We start from the raw sequence: 20,843 nt of genomic DNA on the forward strand, positions 1-20,843 counted from the left end.
TAGAGTAATTATGAAAATTAAAATAAATTCAATTTTAGCACTGGTATCCGTGTTGATTGTAAGTTTTTCGTGTAGTGATAATTTTTTAGAAGAAAAAAGGGTCTATGGCCTTGATGATGAAACTTTCTATGAGCAACCAGGGCGTGTTTCCTGGTACGTAGATAACTTATACAATGATTATTTTAGAGCCTATAATTCACCATTGAAGTCAGTTGTCGGATTGTATAATGATACCCGTTCCCGTTTGACGGAAGAAATTGGTGGAATGCAAAGTTTAATAAATCCAACGATTTCTTATGTTAACGCTTCTGATGGAGATGCTTATTATGGAGCAAGGCTGGAAGATAAAATAACTAATAATCCATATACGCGTATTCGTGACTGTAATACTCTTCTGGAAAACATAGATGTTAAAGGAGCAAGTTTAGATGCAAAATTTCGTGATGAGGCTAAAGGGCAGGTATATTATTTAAGAGCGATTCAGTATTTTGATTTGATGCGTGTTTATGGTGGTGTTCCAATTATTACTACTGTCCAAACGCCGTCAATAGAAGATCCGTCTATTAAATTACCACGGGCAAAAGTATCTGAAGTTGTAGCTCAAATTATCGCAGATTTAGATGCTGCAGCTGCTTTATTGCCTCCTACATGGAATGCAGCTAATTATGGCCGTTTTACAAAAGGTGCAGCATTGGCTCAAAAATCCAGAGTATTGTTGACATTTGCCAGCCCTTTATTCAATAAAAACTGGGATAATTCTACAGAGCGTTGGGATGCCGCTTTGGCAGCCGGTCTTGCTGCGGAAACTCAGCTGACAGCTGATGGATTTGGATTGTTTGGTACAAATGCTAAACAATGGTCGGAGATGTTTTTAGTCAATAATTCATTTTGTAAAGAAGCTATTGTAGTTCAGTTGTTAGCGAGTACAAGTAGTGCAGTTAACATTAATAACGGATGGGAAGGCAGCATACGCTTGACAAGTCAGGGTGGGCGTGGAGCTATAGAAGCACCTAAAGAAATGATTGATTTGTTTCCAATGGCAAATGGCTCAAGACCTACAACTGCTAATGGATATGATGAGTTTGTGTTCTTTAAAGGAAGAGATCCTCGTTTTTACCGAACTTTTGCTTTTTCGGGAAGTAACTGGCCTTATACTAATTCTTTACTTACCGCAGCACAACCTACTGTTTGGGCTTATCGTTGGGTAGACAATAGTAATAGAGTTTATTTTAGTGGAAATAATAATGAAAATAGCCCTGCTTTTGTTCGAAAAATGTCTAATCCTGCAGAAAGTAATGCATCGTCATTCGCATTCTCTGGAACTGATATTTTTGAATATCGTTATGCGGAATTATTATTAAATATTGCAGAATGTTATGCTGCTAAAGGTGAAATTGCAAATTGCTTATCTTATTTAACTAAAATTAGACAAAGAGTTGGTATTACATCAGCAAATAATTACGGTATAGGAACTTTAAGCAGTAAGTATGCTGCGATAGAGGCTTGTTTGTATGAACGCCGGGTAGAACTTGCTTATGAAGGAAAACGTTATTGGGATATTCAACGCTGGATGTTGTATAGTAATGATGCGCCTAATGGAATTGTAGCTAATACTTGTAGTAAATTAGGTTTAACTCCTTTGAACGGAACACAACGTACAGGGTATTATTTAGATTATAAAACTAAAACAACTTCATCTGCAGATCCACTTATAAATGCACGTGCAGGTATTTCAGTTGATCCTGATGCTCCTGATTTTAGTACTCAAATGGTACAATTAGAAGCTTTTTACAGAAATAACTTAGTAAAAACAGAGTTGTTGCCTCCGTTAACTCCATTAGATCACGTAAATAATCAACCAGTCAAAATAGATTTTAAGACAAATTATTACATAATGGGACTTAGACAGGATGTATTAGCAACAAACCCTTGGTTGGAACAAACTATTGGTTGGAACGGCGCTACTGCTTCAGCAGGGACTTTCAATTATCAAGAATAAATTTACAAACTAAAAATGCCTGATTATTTTCAGGCATTTTTATTAATATCTTAATAAAACGTTAACATTAAATTTAGACTTTTCACCTGTATTCTGTCAAAAAGATACAGGTGATTTGTTTAAAAAGAATTACCAAATTAAAATTAACATGAAAAATTCAGCATTATTTGTATTGCCTCTTTTGCTTTTGGGAAGCATGAAATGTTTCGCCCAATACCCAAAAATAAGTCCCGAAGTACAGGCACAGGAAAAAGCAATTAAAGAAGAAGCCAATAAGCTTTCGGATGCAGCCTGGGAAAAAGCATTAGTTGTAATTGAAGAAGAAGCGAAACACGGTAAGCCATACATTCCATGGGCATCAAGACCGAACGATTTACCACAGGCGTCTATACCTGCTTTTCCAGGAGCTGAAGGAGGAGGTATGTACACTTTTGGAGGTCGTGGCGGAAATGTGTATGTGGTAACAAGCTTAGAAGACCGTGGACCGGGAACTTTACGTGAAGCTTGTGAGCAGGGTGGAGCCAGAATCGTTGTGTTTAATGTATCGGGAATTATCAAAATCAAGAGTCCGTTAATTATTCGCGCACCTTACATTACTATTGCAGGACAAACTGCTCCTGGAGACGGAATTTGCGTAGCCGGAGAATCTGTATGGATTGATACACATGATGTTATTATAAGGCACATGCGTTTCCGCAGAGGAGAAACTTTCGTAGGACGTCGTGATGATGCCATTGGAGGAAACCCAGTTGGAAATATCATGATTGACCACGTTTCTGCAACCTGGGGATTAGATGAAAATATGTCTATGTACCGACACATGTACAGTCCGGGTGCAGGTTATCCGGATGAAAAAAAACCAACGGTAAACATCACTATTCAAAACAGTTTGTTCGGAGAAGCTTTGGATACTTATAACCATGCTTTCGGAAGTACTTTAGGTGGAGAGAATTGCTCTTTCATGAAAAATATGTGGGCTAGCAATGCCGGCCGAAATCCTTCAATTGGCTGGAATGGAATCTTCAACTTTGTAAATAATGTCGTGTACAATTGGTACAACAGATCAACAGACGGAGGTGATTATACCGCTAATTACAACATCATTAACAATTTTTACAAACCGGGTCCAGTAACTGATTTGTCTCAGCCAATCAGCTACAGAATCTTAAAACCGGAATCAGGAAGAAGCAAATTGCCTTATATGGTTTTCGGTAGAGCGTACGTAACAGGAAACATCGTTAACAATAACGAAAAAGTAACCAAAGACAATTGGGATGGCGGTATTCAGATCGAAAACAAAAAAGGCGAATTAATGGGCTATGATGAGGCTAAAACTTATTTCGATAAAATGAAAAGCGACAGGCCTTTTCCAATGCCATGGTTTTCTAAGATCATGAAAGCCGATGAAGCTTATGAATACGTTTTGAAAAATGCAGGGGCGACTTTGCCAATCAGAGACAAAGTGGACGAAAGAATCGTTAGAACTGTAAAAACAGGAGTTCCGGAATACGCAAAAGGATTAGAGAAAAAAACATTCTACCAATTTGAACACCGTCGTTTACCGATGGATTCATACAAGCAGGGAATCATCACGGATATCTCACAAGTTGGCGGATATCCTGAATACAAAGGAAAAGCTTATGTTGATACAGACAAAGACGGTATGCCGGATGCATGGGAGAAAAAATACGGTTTGGATCCAAAAGACCCATCCGATGCTAAAAAGGATTTAAATGGGGACGGTTATTCTAATATCGAAGACTACATCAACGGTGTAAATCCGGCAATCAAAGTAGACTGGACAGATTTAGCCAATAACAAAGAAACATTGGTTAGACCTTTGTTAGATTTAAAATAAAAGTAAAGTTAGGTCATAAAGTTTGAGATAAACTTTCGACTTTATGACCTTTGACTTTAGACTAAAAAATAAATAAAATGAATTCAATTAAGAAATTAGGTGTATTGTTTTTACTTTTTGCTTTTTGCAAATTAAGCGCACAACAATATGCAGTCCCGGAATATATAAAGGTTAGCAATGAAAGAGCAAGTAAAATTGTCGAAAAATTAGCCTTGAATAACAAACAAAAAGAAACCGCTGTAACCAATATTATTGCAGAGCAGTTTCGTGATTTGAGCAAAATTCAGGACGCTAGAGATACTGAAATCAAAAAAGTAAAAGACGATAGCAGTTTAGCCAAAGAAAAGCAAAACAAGAAAATTGATAAACTAAAAACTAATGCTGACAAATCAATTGACAAACTGCACAAATCCTATCTGAAAAAATTAGGAACACAGTTAAACGAAGCCAAAATAACTGAAGTAAAAGACGGAATGACTTATGGGGTGCTTCCTGTAACGGTGACCGCCTATAACGACATGATACCTACTTTGACCAAAGAGGAAAAAGAATATATCTATAAAGCATTGGTTGAAGCCCGTGAACTTGCTATGGATGGTGGTTCATCCAAAGAAAAGCATGCCTGGTTTGGTAAATACAAAGGAAGAATAAACAATTACCTTTCTAAACGAGGTTATGATTTGACCAAAGAACGTGAAGGCTGGAATAAACGTATTGCAGAAAGAGAGAAAAATAAAAAGAAGGAATAGTCATGACTTTTTTTATAAGTGTAATTTTAACATTTTTAAATTAAACCTTTTGTAAATTACAGTGTCAAACTTTTCTAACCCGTTGGGTGTAATTATTAAAAACGTCAGTTCGAGTGTTTTTTGTGTAGAGAAACGGAACAAAAAATGTATCGAGAACCGTTTTTAATACTAATTTTCTGTTCTCGATACAATCCCGATGAAAAATCGGGTTCACTCGAACTGACGAAAAATTATCATTAAAAACTAATTACACCCAACGGGTTTTCTAACTTATAATTTCATACCAAACACTCATGCAAAACAATTTCCAAAAGACCGTCCTTAGAAGAACAATCATAGCAGCTTCCTTTTGTTCTGTTTTTTCATCAGCTTATGCTCAGTATCCTGATATTCCAAAACCGCTTCAGGAAAAAACTGATCTTATGATGAAAGCCGAAAGTGAGCGTTTGGATCAGATTTGGAAAGCTAATGAACACATCATCAAAGCCGAATCTTTGCAAGGACGTCCTTATGTGCCTTGGGCTTCATTGCCAACAGATTTGGTAAACGCTGATATTCCTGCTTTTCCGGGTGCAATGGGTGGAGGAGCACAAACGCCGGGAGGTCGTGGCGGTAAAATATTTGTTGTTACAAGTTTAGAAGACAGCGGAAAAGGAACGTTTCGTGAAGCGCTGGAAGCCGTAGGAGCTCGTACTGTAGTATTTAACGTTTCGGGAATCATTCGCCTTCAAAAACCAATTACCGTTCGTGCGCCTTACATCACAATTGCGGGACAAACTGCTCCGGGTGACGGAATTTGCGTTGCAGGAGAATCTGTTTTATTAGATACCCATGACATTATCATCCGTTATATGCGTTTTCGCCGCGGAGAAACCGAAGTGACCCGTCGTGACGATGCTTTGGGAGGAAATGTAATCGGAAACGTAATTATCGATCATTGCTCCATGAGCTGGGGATTAGACGAAAATATTTCGTTATACCGTCATCAGTTTCAGGTAAATGAAAAATCAAAATTAGAGAAACTGCCGGCCGTTAATGTGACCATTCAGAATACCATTTCGTCAGAAGGTCTGGATACTTACAATCACGCTTTCGGAAGTACTATCGGCGGTTTAAATAGTATGTTTATCCGCAATTTATGGGCCGATAATATTTCGAGAAATGCCTCGGTTGGAATGTACGGAAGTTTTAACTTTGTGAATAATGTCGTTTTCAATTGGTGGAACCGTACTCTGGATGGTGGTGATTATCGTTCACAATACAATATTATCAATAATTATTTCAAACCAGGACCAATCACGCCAACCGATCAGCCGATTCGCTATAGAATCATCAAACCGGAATCAGGTTATATTAGTCCAAAACAGTACGGAAAAGCCTTTGTTGATGGAAATTATATAGTGGGTTCTCCTGAAGTAACGGCTGATAACTGGAACGGAGGAGTACAATTAGAAGATTTGTCACCTGAAATAACCAAAGACTTTTTGGCACAAATTAAACAAAATAAGGCTTTCGCAACGCCACCAATTACCATTATGAAAGCAGAACTGGCTTATAATTTTGTGTTGGAAAATGCAGGAGCGACTTTGCCGAAACGTGATGCTGTTGATGAACGAATCGTTAAACAGGTTCGTACCGGAAAAATTGAAGTAAAAGACGGTTTGGAAAATACAATTGGTAAGGAATTTATAAAAAGAAGATTACCTGCGGATTCATACAAAAAAGGAATTATTACACATCCGAATCAGGTGGGAGGTTATCCGGAATACAAAGGAAAAGCCTATAAAGATTCTGATAATGATGGTATTCCGGATGCCTGGGAAAAGAAATTTGGTCTGGATCCAAAAGATGCTTCCGATGCGAACAAAGATGCAAACGGAGACGGATATACTAACTTAGAGAAATATTTTAACGGAATTGATCCAAACACTAAAACAGACTGGACAAAACCTGAAAATAATAAGGATACTTTATCGAAAGTTCTATTGCAGTAAAGTTTTAAATTTCGATAATAAAATAAGTTCAAAGTTTGTCATTTCGACGAAGGAGAAATCACACTAGCAGGAAACGCACCGTTGTGGAATATGGGATGCGATTTGCTTCGCCAGTTCGCAATCGCTCGGGTCTCCTTCGTCGAAATGACAGAATTGTAGAAAATATAAATTCTAGAAATCTAAAATTAAATGAATTTTATTCAACTCAAAAATATCATAACAAAACAGGATTTACTCGTTTTATCCTGCTTTGTTATTTTCTTTAGTGTCAATATTAAAGCACAAACCACATTTCCGGATATTACAAAATCCAAAGAAGGAAAACTGGAACGCACCGCTGACGCAAAAGGAAACCAGATTCCTGATTTTTCGTATGCGGGGTATAAAGCTTCTGCTGTTGTGATTCCTAATATTGCGATTAAAGTTTTTGTACCCCATATTGATGGTGATGCCACAAAAATAATTCAATCAGCAATTGATTATGTTGCCAAATTAAAAGCAGATAAAAACGGTTTTAAAGGGACCGTACTTTTAGACAAAGGAACCTTCAAAGTATCGGGTGAAATTAATATTAAGGAAAGCGGAATTGTACTAAGAGGAAGTGGTTCGGGAAGCAACGGAACAATACTTTTAGGAACCACAACTAACAGAAAAGCAATTGTCAATATTAGCGGAATTAATAATCAGCTTTTAAAGGAAACATTCCAATTAGATGCAAATTACACGCCATTAGGAGCAACTATTTTAATCCTAAAAAATGCAACTAATCTCAAAAAAGGAGATCATATAGTAATCAATACACCAATCACAAAAAAATGGATTGACCTTTTATCCATGAATGATTTTGGTGGAGAAAGTGGCTGGATTGGCTGGAAATCCGATGATTTCGTGATTCGTGCAGACAGGGAAATTACAAATGTTGAGGGAAATAAAATTACGATTGATGCACCTTTAACGAATGCTTTAGACGAAGAATTGTCAAAATCAACTGTAGTAAATTATATTTGGTCAGGCCGAATTAGTAATGTAGGTGTAGAGAACCTGACTTTGAAATCAGAATATGATACAACAAATCCCAAAGATGAGCAGCACCGTTGGACAGGAATTTCTGTTGAAAACGCTGAAGATGTTTGGGTACGACAAGTCAATTTTGAACAATTTGCAGGCGGAGCTGTTTCGGTTTTAAAAACAGCCAAAAGAATTACAGTTGAAGATTGTCTTTCTCTGAATCCAATTTCGGAAATAGCAGCACACAGAAGAAATACGTTTTATACAGAAGGACAGCAGACTTTATTTCAAAGATGCTATTCTGAATTCGGATACAATGATTTTGTAGTTGGAGGTTACGCTACAGCAGGACCCAATGTCTTTTTGCAATGCGAATCACATCTGCCATACAGTTTCAGCGGTTCTGTCGGAAGCTGGGCAACCGGAATCCTTTTTGATGTTTCTTTAATTGACGGAAACGCCATCAGTTTCAAAAACAAAGAACAAGACGGAAGAGGTTTAGGCTGGAATGTTGCCAATAGCGTTATCTGGGAAACTTCTGCATCCAAAATAGAAAATTATAGTCCGCCAACAGCCAACAACTGGGCTTTTGGAGTATGGGCGCAATGGGCAGGAAACGGACACTGGAAAGATGTAAACAATTACATTAGTCCAAGAAGTTTATTTTATGCATTGTTGGAACAGCGTCTGGGCAAATTACCTATGGAGGCTCAAATTATGGACTTAGGTTCAGAACCTTCTTCAAGTCCAACAATTGAACAAGCCACAGCCTTAACAGCCGAAGCTTACAAATTAAACGAAACCTTAAAAGAATTTATTACTAAAGCATCAATAAGAAATCCTATTGGAGTTGATTATGCCAAAGCAAAACGTATCGACGAAGTAAAAGCCGATGCAGTTACGAATATCAATACCGATAAAATTACTTTAACCAATGGATTATTAACCACTTCAAAAGGAGTAATTACTGGAGAAGTTGTAGACGTACCGTGGTGGAGAGGAAGTTTGCGTGAATCTGAAATTGCAAAATCAAGACCGCATATTACAAGATTTGTTCCGGGACATTACGGATTAGGTTATACAGATAACTTGGAAGAAACCGTAAACTATTTAGTCGAAAATAATAAATCGGCGATCGACCATAATTACGGATTGTGGTACGAGCAAAGAATGGCAGACCACGAACGAATCAGAAGAATGGATGCCGATGTTTGGGCGCCTTTCTACGAACAGCCTTTCGACAGAAGCGGACAGGAAATTGCCTGGGATCATCTGAGCAAGTACGATTTGACCCGATACAATGCCTGGTATTGGAACCGATTGAAAACCTTTGCCGAATTAGCAGGTCAAAAAAATAAGCTGTTGCTAAACGAAGCCTATTTTCAACATAATATTTTAGAAGCCGGAGCACATTGGGCAAGTTCCCCTTGGCGTCCAGCCAATAATATCAATACGACAGGATTACCGGAACCACCGCCTTATGCAGGAGACAAAAGAATTTTTCTTGCCGAGCAGTTTTATGATGTAAAAAATGCTGATATACGAAAGTTACACGTAGCATTCATTGAAAAAAACATCGAAAATTTCAAAGACAATGCTAATGTTTTGCAACTCACAAGTGCTGAATACACAGGTCCTTTAGCATTCATGCAATTTTGGATTGATGTGATAGCTAATTATGAAAAAACACATCAAAATGAATCCAAAATCGCTTTGAGTGCCACAAAAGATGTTCAGGATGCTATTCTAAATGACGAAGTAAGATCCAAAACTGTTGACGTAATTGATATCAGATATTGGTATTACAAAGAAGACGGAACGCTGTATGCTCCGGAAGGCGGAAAAAATTTAGCACCGCGTCAGCACGCACGTAAAATCAAAACCGGAAAAGAAACAGACGATCAGGTTTACAGAGCAGTTCGTGAATACCGTGAAAAATATCCGGAAAAAGCAGTGTTGTATTCCACAATGGGAGCACCACGGTTTGGCTGGCCGGCTTTAATGGCAGGAGCCTCTTTGGCGAATGTTCCAAAAATTGAACTTTCTGCCTTTCATTCCGCTCTTACTGGTATGAAGTTTGCAGAAGGAACTACTTTTTCAGACAAGCTTTGGAAGCTTGAAAATAAAGGGAATGCCTATCTTTTTTATCTGAAAAACGATCAGGATGTTTCGATCGATTTATCAAATTACAAAGGAACTTTCGAAGTATATACAATCAATGCTTCCAATGGGAATATCACCAAAAAAGCAAATATCAGCGGAGGGAAACAAGTCGTAATTCCGCAAGCTGAAATCAAAGAAAAAGTATTATTCGTAGTGAAAAAAAGTTAGCCACAGATTACAAAGATTAACACAGATTTATTATTCAAGAATTAAGAATTAAATCTGCTTTATCTGCAAGATCTGCGAGAAAAAATAAATACCCAGACCAGAAAGAAATCATTTTAATCCTTCTAATCTGTGGCAAAAAAATAAAAAAACAAAAACATAATTCAAAATAAAAATAAAATGAACCTGAAATACCTATTCGCCCTGAGCATAAGCCTGATGTTGACAGCACAAACCGGTTTTTCGCAATCCAAAAACCTGCCTAGACTTAAAGTTTCCCCAAATCAGCACTATTTTGTTACCGAAGACGGAAAACCTTTTTTCTGGTTAGGCGATACAGGCTGGCTGACATTCGGAAAATTGGACAGAGAAGGTGTTGTTAAATATTTGGAAGACAGAAAAGCAAAAGGGTTCAATGTCGTTCAGGTGATGGTTTTGCATAATGTGAATGCTGTAAATGCGTATGGCGATCAGGCATTAATGAATGATAATTTGTCACATCAAATTACGTCACCGGGCAACGACCCAAACAATGCTCCCGAATACGATTACTGGGACCATATAGATTATACTTTGGAAGTAGCACAAAAAAACGGAATCTATCTGGCAATGGTTCCGGTTTGGGGAACTAATATTAGCAGTGCTAAAAGCAAAGTAACGAAAGCGGATGTTGAAAAATACGCCAAGTTTTTAGCAGACCGATATAAAAAAAGAACCAATATAATCTGGCTGAACGGTGGCGATACCTACGGAGATAAATTTCAGGACATCTGGAACGCACTCGGAAGTGTTTTAAAAACCAGTAATCCGGATCAATTAGTAACATTTCATCCATTCGGAAGAACCGATTCATCAGAGAATTATCATAATGCAAGCTGGCTGGATTTCAATATGTTCCAATCAGGACACAGAAGATACGATCAGGATACTTTGAAAAATTCATTCAAAGAAGACAATTATAAATTCGTTCAAAGAGACTGGGATTTAAAACCAACAAAACCAACCTTAGACGGAGAACCATCGTATGAAGGAATTCCACACGGTCTGCACGATACCTTACAGCCAAAATGGACTGCCAATGATGTACGTCGTTACGGATACTGGTCGGTTTTCGCAGGAGGAGCGGGTTACACCTACGGACACAATGCCGTAATGCAAATGTTCAGAAAAGGTGACAATCCGGCCTACGGAAACAAAGAATTGTGGAATGACGCTATCAATGCGCCGGGAGCAGGACAAATGATACATATTAAAAATCTGATGTTGGAATTTCCGTATTTAGAAAGAGTTCCGGATCAGTCATTAGTGGTCAATCAAGGTCAAAAATACGATTATCAGGTGGCAACAAGAGGAAATGATTATGCTTTGATTTACACCTATACAGGAAGAAAGATTACCGTGAATATGGGTAAAATTTCAGGAGATAAAGTAACCGCAACCTGGTACAACCCAAGGAATGGAGAAAAAACACAGATTGGAATTTTTGATAATAAAGGAAAAAAGGAATTCCAGCCTTCCGGCAAAAAAGAAGACGGAAACGACTGGGTTTTGATTTTAAGTTCAAAGTAATGTAAACACAATCTTGTCATTTCGACGAAGGAGAAATCACAAACGAAATTCGATAAAAATGACAAAAATGAGAATAAATATCTCTCGCAGATTTAGCAGATCAAGCAGATAAAAAATCCCGCACAATCTGCTAAATCTGCGAGAGCCAAAAATAGCAACACTATGAAAATAAAAAACATCATAATAGTACTCTTCTTCATCACAGGACTAAACACCGCTTTCGCCAATGACGGCTGGCTAAACATCCTAAACGAAGGCGGAAACAACAAAGGAATAAAATGCACCGAAGCCATTCAGAATGCCATAGAAAAAGCATCTAAAAACGGAGGCGGAACCATATTTTTTCCAGCCGGGGAATACCTAACAGGCGCTTTAAAACTAAAAAGCAACATCACCATCCATTTGGATTCAGGCGCTCTTTTGAAATTTTCAGAGAATTTTGACGACTATCTTCCGTATGTAGAAATGCGTTACGAAGGCATCGTGATGCAGTCGTTCTCCCCATTATTTTATGCCAAAGATGTCGAAAATATCACTATCAAAGGAAGAGGCGTAATCGACGGACAAGGAAAAGCGTGGTGGAATGAAGTGTACCGAATCGAAACTGCAAAAGGTCCGATTCCGGAAACCAAATACCAAAAAATGTGGACGGAGCAAAACAAAGGAATCGTTTACGAACCTTACTATAAAAGAACGATTGACAAACACTTTTTCAGACCTTCTTTTTTCCAGGCCTACAATTGCAAAAATATTTTAATCGAAGGCGTAACCTTCAAAAACTCGCCTTTCTGGACCATAAATCCTGAATTTTGCGACAATGTAACTGTAACCGGAATCACAATTAACAATCCGCATTCCCCAAACACAGACGGAATCAACCCTTCGTCCTGCACCAACGTACACATTTCAAACTGCCACATCAGCGTGGGCGACGATTGTATCACCATCAAATCGGGTCGCGATGCAGACGGCCGTAAATACGGAAAAGCAACCGAAAATGTGACGATCACCAATTGTACGATGTTAAGCGGTCACGGTGGTGTCGTAATCGGAAGCGAAATGTCAGGCGGAATCAAAAAAATCACGATATCCAACTGTGTTTTTGACGGAACCGATCGTGGAATCCGTATCAAAGCCGCTCGTGGTCGTGGCGGAGTGGTCGAGGACATTCGCGTCGACAATATCGTAATGAAAAACATCAAAGAAGAAGCCATTATTCTCGATCTTTTCTACGACAAAGACAATCCCGTAGAGCCCGTTTCCGAGCGCACGCCGATTTTCAGAAACATCCACATCAGCAACGTTACGGGCGGAAATGTCAACAAAGCCGGATTCGTTCGCGGAATCGTTGAAATGCCAATCCAGAACATCACGTTCTCCAACATCAATATGGATGGCAAGGAAGGCTTCACCATAAACACGGCGACCGATGTAGAATTTCACGACGTAAAAGTCAACGCAACCGTGGGTTCTTCTTTCAAAATCAGCGATTCCAAAAACCTGATTCTGGACAATGTAGGTTCATCGACACCGATAAAAGGAGTTCCGGTTATCAAAATCGACAACGCCTCGAACATTATGATCAACAACAATTTTCCATTCAACGCCACCGATATTTTCATCGAAGCAAACGGAAAAGACACGAAAAATATCTTCCTAAAAAACAATGTGTTCAACAATGTGACCACAGTTGTGAAAAAAGGAAAAGACCTGGATAAAAAAGCAATTACAGAATAGATTAAATAATATAACACAGATTTCACAGATTAGCACAAATTAATTGATACAAATAAAAAATGACACTAAAATATGAGGAATACAAAGCTTAGCGCTTCTTTGCGTAAACCTTTGCGAATCTTTGCGGTAAAGTTTTGGGTTAGTTAAATGAATAAAGTAGAATCTGTGATAATTAGTGAAATCTGTGTTTAATAAGAAAACATGAAAAAAATATTCATCATACTAACGCTTTCACTTTTCGCAGTAAGCTATTCCCAGAAAAAGAAAGAAATTTTCCTTTTCAGCTCTTTCAGGGAACCCGCTACCGAAGGTTTGTATCTCGCCTACAGCGAAGACGGCTACAACTGGAAAGGTTTGGAAGGATCATTCCTAAAACCCGAAATCGGAGCCAGCAAAATTATGCGTGATCCCTCCATTACAAAAGGTGCAGACGGAACCTATCATATGGTGTGGACAACCGACTGGAAAGGCGGAAATGGTTTCGGCTATGCCAGTTCCAAAGATTTGATCCATTGGTCAAAACAAGAATATATTCCAGTAATGAAACACGAACCTGAAGTCGTAAACGTGTGGGCGCCCGAGATTTTTTATGATGATGTCAAAAATGAATACATCATTATCTGGGCTTCGACAATTCCATTCCGATTCGAAAAAGGAGTAGAAGACGAGAAAAACAATCACCGTATGTATTACGTAACCACCAAGGATTTCAAAACCTTTTCGGATACCAAATTATACTATGATCCCGGTTTCAGCGTCATCGATTGTGTGATTGTGAAAAAAGGCAAAAAGGATTACGTTTTGGTTTTAAAAGATAACACGAGACCCATGCGAAACATAGAAGTTGCTTTCGGTAAATCGCCTTTAGGACCATTCGAAAAAAGATCAAAACCCTTGACGGAATATTTATCAGAAGGCCCAACAGTTGTGAAAGTCGGTAAAAACTGGTTGCTGTATTATGACAACTACGGATCCAAAAATTACAAAGCCTTAAGCACATCAGATTTTGTAAATTTTGAAGATGTTTCCTCAAAAATAAAATTGCCCGAAGGACATAAACACGGAACGATTACAACAATTTCGTCAGCCGTTTTAAAAGGATTGATAGAAAGAAAATAAAAAATAATCTGCTAAATCTGCAGACCCGAGCGAAAGCGAACAGGCGAAGCAATGTGCGAGAGTAATTTTTTCACGCAGATTTTAAAGAGATTAAAGCAGATTAGGCAGATTTTTTAAAATATAAATCTGCTTTAATCAGCCAAAATCTGTAAAATCTGCGTGAAACAAAATATTAAAGACAATGATTGCATTTAAAAACATAAAAACCAATATCGCAACCGCGTCAGCAGTTCTTTTGACTTGCGGAGCAGTAACTTCTGCATTGGCACAAAATGACACGATTCGATATACAGGCAAAACACTTTCCAATATCGATTACCACCACGGGCAATTGAGTCCGGCAGTGGGTGTTCACGCAACGCAGATTATGCGCGCCAGCCGTGAACATCCTGAAAAAGCAGACGGTTTTGGCTGGACTTACAACCACCAGTCGATGATGGCGTATTGGAATAATACTTTTTACCTGCATTATTTAAGCGACCCGTCTGGAGAACACATTCCGCCGAGCCAGACTTTTATGATGACTTCCAAAGACGGAGTAAACTGGACAAAACCAGCAGTACTTTTTCCAATTTATCACGTTCCTGACGGATTCAAAAAAGAAGGAGTAGAAGGCGTAGCGAAAAATATCGATGCGATTATGCATCAGCGAATGGGTTTCTATGTTTCCTCCGACAACAGATTACTGGCAACCGGTTATTACGGAGTTGCCTTAGACAAAAAAGACGACCCGAATGACGGAAAAGGAATTGGTCGTGTAATCAGAGAGATTTACAAAGACGGAACTTATGGACCAATATATTTTATCCGATACAATAAAACCGGAAATCCGTTGCCAACGACTTTTCCATTTTACACCAAAAGCAAAGACAAAAAATTCATCAAAGCCTGCGATGAGCTGATGTCAAAACCTTTACTGATGCAACAATGGGTTGAAGAAGCTGATCGCGATGACGCTTTGATTCCATTAAAAAAACAATACAAAGCATTCAATTATTACCATTTACCAAACGGAAACGTAGTTGGTTTATGGAAATTTGCTTTGACCTCCTTAAGTAAAGACAACGGAAAAACATGGGAATACACTCCATTAAGAGCACCTGGATTTGTAAACAGCAACGCTAAAATCTGGGGACAAAAAACGTCTGATAACCGTTATGCAACTGTTTATAATCCGTCAGAATACCGTTGGCCATTGGCAATATCCACCAGCGACGACGGACTGAATTACAAAGATTTATTATTGGTTCACGGTGAAGTAAGTCCGATGCGTTATGGCGGAAACTACAAATCGGCGGGGCCACAATACGTTCGCGGAATAAATGAAGGAGACGGAACTCCGCCGGATGGAAAACTTTGGGTAAGTTACAGTGTCAACAAAGAAGATATCTGGGTGGCTTCTGTTCCGGTTCCTGTGACCAGCGAAGTAAAAGAAAACGCCAATGATGTTTTCAACGATTTGCCAAACGGAGAAGAATTAAAATTATGGAATACCTACGATTTATCCTGGGCATCCACCAAAATCGAAAAGAAAACAGACGGTAAAAAATGGCTGACTTTACGAGATCAGGACTTTTTTGACTATTCCCGTGCCGAGCGTGTGATTCCGTTTGCACAAAAAATGGAAGCGACTTTCACCGTAAAACCGGAACAAAATAATCACGGTTTACTGCAGGTGGAATTCCAAAACAAACAAGGACTGCCTGCGATTCGCATCATTTTCGATTCGGATGGAGAAATAAAAGTAAAACACGGTGCCCGTCACGGCGGAATTGGAAAATACGAAGCCGGAAAAGACTATACAATTACAGTTAAATTAGATGTAACTTCCCGTTCCTACACCGTAAAAGTGAATGACGGCAAAGAAACCAACAAAATATTCTATGCTCCGGTTGATGGTATTTCACGCATTATGTTCCGCACAGGCAATCAGCGTTACACACCAAATGCCGACACAGAACCTGATACACCAGATTTTACAGATTTACCAGATACAGGGAAATTAATTCCAGAAGCAGTTTTTAATATTAAATCATTGGTCACAAAGAAATTATAAGATTGAAATATTTAAAGATTAAAAAATAAATCTGCCCAATCTGCTGAATCTGCGTGCAAAAAATAAAAAATGAAGAATTTCAAAAAAATAGTATTCCTCTTTTGTCTTCTGATAACTTTCATCTCGAATGGACAAATTTCTGCTGAGCATTTAAGATGCGAAATGACAGAAAACCCATTGGCAGTAATTCAAAATCAGCCAAGATTAAGCTGGCAGTTGGTTTCAAAAGAATTTTATGCCTCACAAATAGGTTATCAGATTTTGGTTTCCTCTTCGGAAGAAAATCTAAAAAAGGACAACGGCGATATCTGGAACAGCGGAAGAGTAAATTCAGAGAAAAATCTTCAAATTACTTACAGCGGAACTCCGCTAAAAAGCGAAACCAAATATTTTTGGAAAGTCAAAGTGTGGAATCAAAAAGGCAAGGCATCCAATTGGAGCAAAACAGCTTTGTTCAGAATGTCACCTTTAGCATCAGATTTGAATCCAGTCTGGATTGGTGCGATTACAAAAGCCAACAGCCATTTACCGGAAGGTAGAAATTACCATACAGCCACTTTCAACAGACAGAAAAAAGATGCTTTGATCAATGCTTCGGATTCATTGTCGTGCAGAAGTATTATGTTGCGTAAGCCTTTCGAAGTAAAAAAAGAAATCAAGGAAGCGGTAGTTTACATTTCAGGTTTAGGACATTATGAACTGACGATTAACGGAAAGAAAATCGGCAATAGTGAGTTTGCTCCTTTATGGACAGATTACGACAAAACCGTTAATTTTAATACGTATGAATTGAACGCGAAGGAACTGCAAATCGGAGAAAATGTAATTGGCGTTCTATTAGGCAACGGAATGTACAACACGCTTGCCGAACGCTATTCGAAATTTTATGTAAGTTTTGGTCCACCGACTTTATTTTTCAAAATGAAAGTGATTTATAAAGACGGCGCGGAGGAAATCATAAAATCCGATGAAAGCTGGAAATACAGCAAAAGTCCGATTACTTACAATAGTATTTTTGGAGGAGAAGATTACAACGCGAATCTGGAACAAAAAGGCTGGAACAATAAAGATTTTAATGATTCGACCTGGAAAAAAGTAGTTGTTCAGGAGGCTCCAAAAGGTATTTTGAGACCACAGATTACAACACCAATTACAGTTCAAAAACAATATGGAGTTAAGGAAGCAAAAGAACTGAAACCTAACTTTTATATTTTCAATATGGGCCAAAATCTTTCGGGATTTACCACCATAAAAGTCAAAGGAAAAAAAGGACAGACCGTTCGTGTTTGGGTAGGGGAAAGTTTAAATGAAGACGGAACGGTCGGACAGGGAAAAACCGGAAAACCGTATTATTACGATTATACTTTGAAAGGCGAAGGCATTGAAGAATGGCAACCGAAATTCAGTTATTACGGTTATCAGTACGTTCAGATTGAAAACATCAATTACAAGAAAATCAAGGACGAAAATCTTCCGACTTTGTTAGACTTAAAATCAAATTTTATTTACAATTCGGCAGGTGAAGCAGGGACTTTCGAATCTTCAAATGATATTTTCAATAAAACACATTTACTGATTAACAACGCTATAAAAAGTAATTTCCAAAGTGTTTTTACCGATTGTCCGCAACGCGAAAAATTAGGCTGGCTCGAAGAAATTCACTTAAATGGACCGGGATTATTGTTCAATTATAATCTCGAAAGTTTTATTCCAGCAACGATGCAAAACATCTCGGATTCGCAAAGAGATAACGGTTTAATTCCAACCATTGTTCCCGAATATGTAGTTTTTGGAGGCGATTTCACCGATTCTCCGGAATGGGGAGCTACAGGTGTAATTTTGCCGTGGATGTATTACGAATATTATGGCGATGCTTCATTAATCGAGAAATATTATCCCGTAATGAAAAGATATGTCGATTATTTAGGAACCAAAGCCACCAATCATATCGTTTCCCACGGATTGGGCGATTGGTACGATTACGGAACCCATTCGGCGGGTTATTCCAAAAACAGCCCGATTGCGCTTTCGGCAACTTCTCATTATTTTTATGGAGCGAATTTAGTTGCAAAAGCGGCAAAACTATTGAATAAAACGGAAGATATTACGAAATATGAAACTTTGACTTCGGATATTAAAAACGCTTTCAACAAGGAATTTTTTAATACAGAAACAAAGCAATACGGAACCAGCAGTCAGTTTAGCAATGCCGTTCCAATTTTTATGGATATCGTAGAACCGCAACATAAATCGGCAGTAATGCAGAATTTATTAGCCGATATCAAAGCCAAAGGTGACCGATTAACCACAGGCGATGTTGGAAACCGTTATTTATTTCAGGCTTTGGCACGAAACGGCGAAAACGAAACGATGTACAAAATGAACAATCATTACGATGCGCCGGGTTATGGTTTTCAGATTAAATTTGGCCTGACCACTCTGACGGAACAATGGGATCCGCGAAAAGGAAACTCGTGGAATCACTTTATGATGGGACAAATCGAAGAATGGTTTTACCAAAGTCTGGCCGGAATCATTCCCGATAATCAAAATCCAGGATTCAAACATTTCTTTATTCAGCCGGAAATCGTGGGCGATATGACTTTTGTAAGAGCAACGTACCAATCTATTTACGGAAATATTGCATCGGCCTGGGAAAAGAAAGACGGAAAATTAATCCTGAAAGTTGCCATTCCTGTGAATACATCAGCGACCATAAAATTGCCAATCACCAATAATTCAGAAATAAAAGTCAACGGAAAACCGACTAAAAATTTGAAATTAGGTTCAGGAAAATATACAATAGAATGCAAAATATAGAACGAAAATATAGAACGCAGATGACACGGATTTACTTCGTAAAAACGCTGATAAAAACGGATTTTTTAATTTTAAAATAAATAAAATCCGTTTTTAATCCGCGTCTTCGCTTTAGCGAATCCGTGTCATCCGCCTTCAATTTTAAGTTAGTTAATAAACAATAATGATGAAAGTAAAACACATATATACAGTAATAATCTCAATCTTCGCATTGACGTTTGCAAACGCGCAATGCACATCCGATACGAATTTTAGAAAACCGGTTTCAGAAACGATAAAAAACATTGAAACCATTTTCAAAATCACCATAATTGACGACCGTGGTTTATTGAAAGGAAAAGAACTCGATTACGCTGATTGGCGAATTGAGCAAGGAAATTTAGAAGTGTCTCTGGCAAATGTTTTAGTCCCTTTTGAGTTGACGTATTTCAAACAGCCGGACGGAAAATATCAAATCCGAAAATATGAAAACCATAAAGTTTCCATTGATAAAGGAAAAGAGCGTTTGGATTATTTAACTACTTTATATTCTAATGTTTCTGATTGGGAAGCACGCAAAAAAGAAATAAAAGCCTGTATGATCACGTCTTTTGGTTTGGACAAAGCACCGCCAACACCCAAATCAAAACCAATCTTAACACCAAAAAGAATTTATAAAGATTACAGCGTTGAGAACATTGCGTTGGAAATTCTTCCGGGCGTTTACACAACAGGATCGATTTACAAACCGTATCCTTTAAACAAAAAATCACCGATTATCTTAACGCCAGATGGACATTTCGGCGATGGAAGATACCGAAAAGACGAACAATACCGTTGCGCCATAATGGCCAAAATGGGAGCAATCGTAGTAAGTTACGACCTGTTTGCCTGGGGCGAATCCCTATTGCAATTTCCCGAAGAAACGCACCGAAACAGCATTGCTTCAACCGTTCAGGTCTTGAGCGGAATCCGATTATTGGATTATTTGGCCACCATAAAAAATGCCGATGTTTCAAGAGTTGGCGTTACGGGCGGTTCTGGCGGAGGTTCGCACACGATGTTTTTGGCCGCTTTAGATGATCGAATCACGGTTTCGGCTCCCGTGGTGATGGTTTCCTCGCATTTTTCGGGAGGTTGTCCGTGCGAGAGCGGTCGCGGAATCCACCTTTGCGGTAATGGAACCAACAATGCCGAAATCTCCGCAATGATGGCGCCAAAACCACAGTTGATTGTGTCCGACGGAAAAGACTGGACACTCGCAGTTCCCGAATTAGAATTCCCTTTCATCCAAAGAACTTACGATTTGTACGGCAAAAAAGATTTGGTAGAAAATGCCCATTTTGCCAAGGAAGGGCACGATTTTGGCGTTTCAAAGCGTATGGCGCTGTACCCATTTATGGCGAAATATTTAGGTCTGGATCTCAACAAAGTGAAGAACGAAAAAGGCGAAATCGACGAGTCAAGTTGTGTGATTGAACCTTATGATAAATTATATGTTTTTGGCAACAAAGCCGAAAATCTGCCTAAAAACGCAATAAAAGACATCAACAAATTATATGAAATGTTCGGAGAAAAAAATCTGAAAGTATATGAAGTTAAGAAGTAATAGTTGGGCGTGACCCAA

At 38.5% G+C, this 20,843-nt stretch carries 11 protein-coding genes; all 11 read left to right on the forward strand.

The annotated features are described in order from the left end of the window. The first annotated feature begins 10 nt into the window (after positions 1-10). The gene (locus tag FLV_RS02840) at positions 11-1,999 is read left to right on the forward strand and encodes a RagB/SusD family nutrient uptake outer membrane protein (RefSeq protein ID WP_243230587.1); all 1,989 of its coding nucleotides are present in this window, start codon (positions 11-13) and stop codon (positions 1,997-1,999) included. A gap of 148 nt (positions 2,000-2,147) precedes the next feature. After that, on the forward strand, positions 2,148-3,857 hold the full coding sequence (locus tag FLV_RS02845) for a polysaccharide lyase family 1 protein (RefSeq protein WP_243230589.1): 1,710 nt from the start codon (positions 2,148-2,150) through the stop codon (positions 3,855-3,857). Between the two features lie 77 nt (positions 3,858-3,934). After that, entirely contained in the window at positions 3,935-4,606 is a 672-nt protein-coding gene (locus FLV_RS02850; protein WP_243230592.1) for a DUF3826 domain-containing protein, read from the forward strand. A gap of 293 nt (positions 4,607-4,899) precedes the next feature. Next, a complete protein-coding gene (locus tag FLV_RS02855; protein WP_243230595.1) occupies positions 4,900-6,600 on the forward strand; it encodes a polysaccharide lyase in 1,701 nt (566 codons plus the stop codon). Positions 6,601-6,789: 189 nt separating this feature from the next. Next, positions 6,790-9,939: a DUF6298 domain-containing protein gene (locus tag FLV_RS02860; protein WP_243230597.1), complete on the forward strand. Its 3,150-nt coding sequence runs from the start codon at positions 6,790-6,792 to the stop codon at positions 9,937-9,939. A gap of 177 nt (positions 9,940-10,116) precedes the next feature. Continuing rightward, a complete protein-coding gene (locus FLV_RS02865; RefSeq protein ID WP_243230599.1) occupies positions 10,117-11,505 on the forward strand; it encodes a glycoside hydrolase family 140 protein in 1,389 nt (462 codons plus the stop codon). 162 nt (positions 11,506-11,667) lie between these two features. Next, positions 11,668-13,242 (forward strand): glycoside hydrolase family 28 protein, encoded by a 1,575-nt coding sequence (locus FLV_RS02870; RefSeq protein WP_243230601.1) that lies wholly within the window; start codon positions 11,668-11,670, stop codon positions 13,240-13,242. A gap of 201 nt (positions 13,243-13,443) precedes the next feature. Then, positions 13,444-14,361, forward strand: a complete 918-nt coding sequence (locus FLV_RS02875; RefSeq protein ID WP_243230603.1) for a glycoside hydrolase family 43 protein — start codon at positions 13,444-13,446, stop codon at positions 14,359-14,361. Positions 14,362-14,542: 181 nt separating this feature from the next. Continuing rightward, positions 14,543-16,417: a six-hairpin glycosidase gene (locus FLV_RS02880; RefSeq protein WP_243230605.1), complete on the forward strand. Its 1,875-nt coding sequence runs from the start codon at positions 14,543-14,545 to the stop codon at positions 16,415-16,417. 69 nt (positions 16,418-16,486) lie between these two features. Next, complete coding sequence (locus tag FLV_RS02885; RefSeq protein ID WP_243230608.1) at positions 16,487-19,237, forward strand: glycoside hydrolase family 78 protein; 2,751 nt, start codon at positions 16,487-16,489, stop codon at positions 19,235-19,237. A gap of 163 nt (positions 19,238-19,400) precedes the next feature. Next, positions 19,401-20,825, forward strand: a complete 1,425-nt coding sequence (locus FLV_RS02890) for an acetylxylan esterase (protein ID WP_243230609.1) — start codon at positions 19,401-19,403, stop codon at positions 20,823-20,825. Positions 20,826-20,843 lie beyond the last annotated feature (18 nt).

This window comes from Flavobacterium pectinovorum (assembly GCF_022802975.1).
GTDB lineage: Bacteria > Bacteroidota > Bacteroidia > Flavobacteriales > Flavobacteriaceae > Flavobacterium > Flavobacterium pectinovorum_B.

What these genes read in the sequence shown, in the direction of transcription:
- FLV_RS02840 (WP_243230587.1), top strand. Translation starts at nt 11, where the DNA reads ATGAAAATTAAAATAAATTCAATTTTAGCACTGGTATCCGTGTTGATT.
- FLV_RS02845 (WP_243230589.1), top strand. Translation starts at nt 2,148, where the DNA reads ATGAAAAATTCAGCATTATTTGTATTGCCTCTTTTGCTTTTGGGAAGC.
- FLV_RS02850 (WP_243230592.1), top strand. Translation starts at nt 3,935, where the DNA reads ATGAATTCAATTAAGAAATTAGGTGTATTGTTTTTACTTTTTGCTTTT.
- FLV_RS02855 (WP_243230595.1), top strand. Translation starts at nt 4,900, where the DNA reads ATGCAAAACAATTTCCAAAAGACCGTCCTTAGAAGAACAATCATAGCA.
- FLV_RS02860 (WP_243230597.1), top strand. Translation starts at nt 6,790, where the DNA reads ATGAATTTTATTCAACTCAAAAATATCATAACAAAACAGGATTTACTC.
- FLV_RS02865 (WP_243230599.1), top strand. Translation starts at nt 10,117, where the DNA reads ATGAACCTGAAATACCTATTCGCCCTGAGCATAAGCCTGATGTTGACA.
- FLV_RS02870 (WP_243230601.1), top strand. Translation starts at nt 11,668, where the DNA reads ATGAAAATAAAAAACATCATAATAGTACTCTTCTTCATCACAGGACTA.
- FLV_RS02875 (WP_243230603.1), top strand. Translation starts at nt 13,444, where the DNA reads ATGAAAAAAATATTCATCATACTAACGCTTTCACTTTTCGCAGTAAGC.
- FLV_RS02880 (WP_243230605.1), top strand. Translation starts at nt 14,543, where the DNA reads ATGATTGCATTTAAAAACATAAAAACCAATATCGCAACCGCGTCAGCA.
- FLV_RS02885 (WP_243230608.1), top strand. Translation starts at nt 16,487, where the DNA reads ATGAAGAATTTCAAAAAAATAGTATTCCTCTTTTGTCTTCTGATAACT.
- FLV_RS02890 (WP_243230609.1), top strand. Translation starts at nt 19,401, where the DNA reads ATGATGAAAGTAAAACACATATATACAGTAATAATCTCAATCTTCGCA.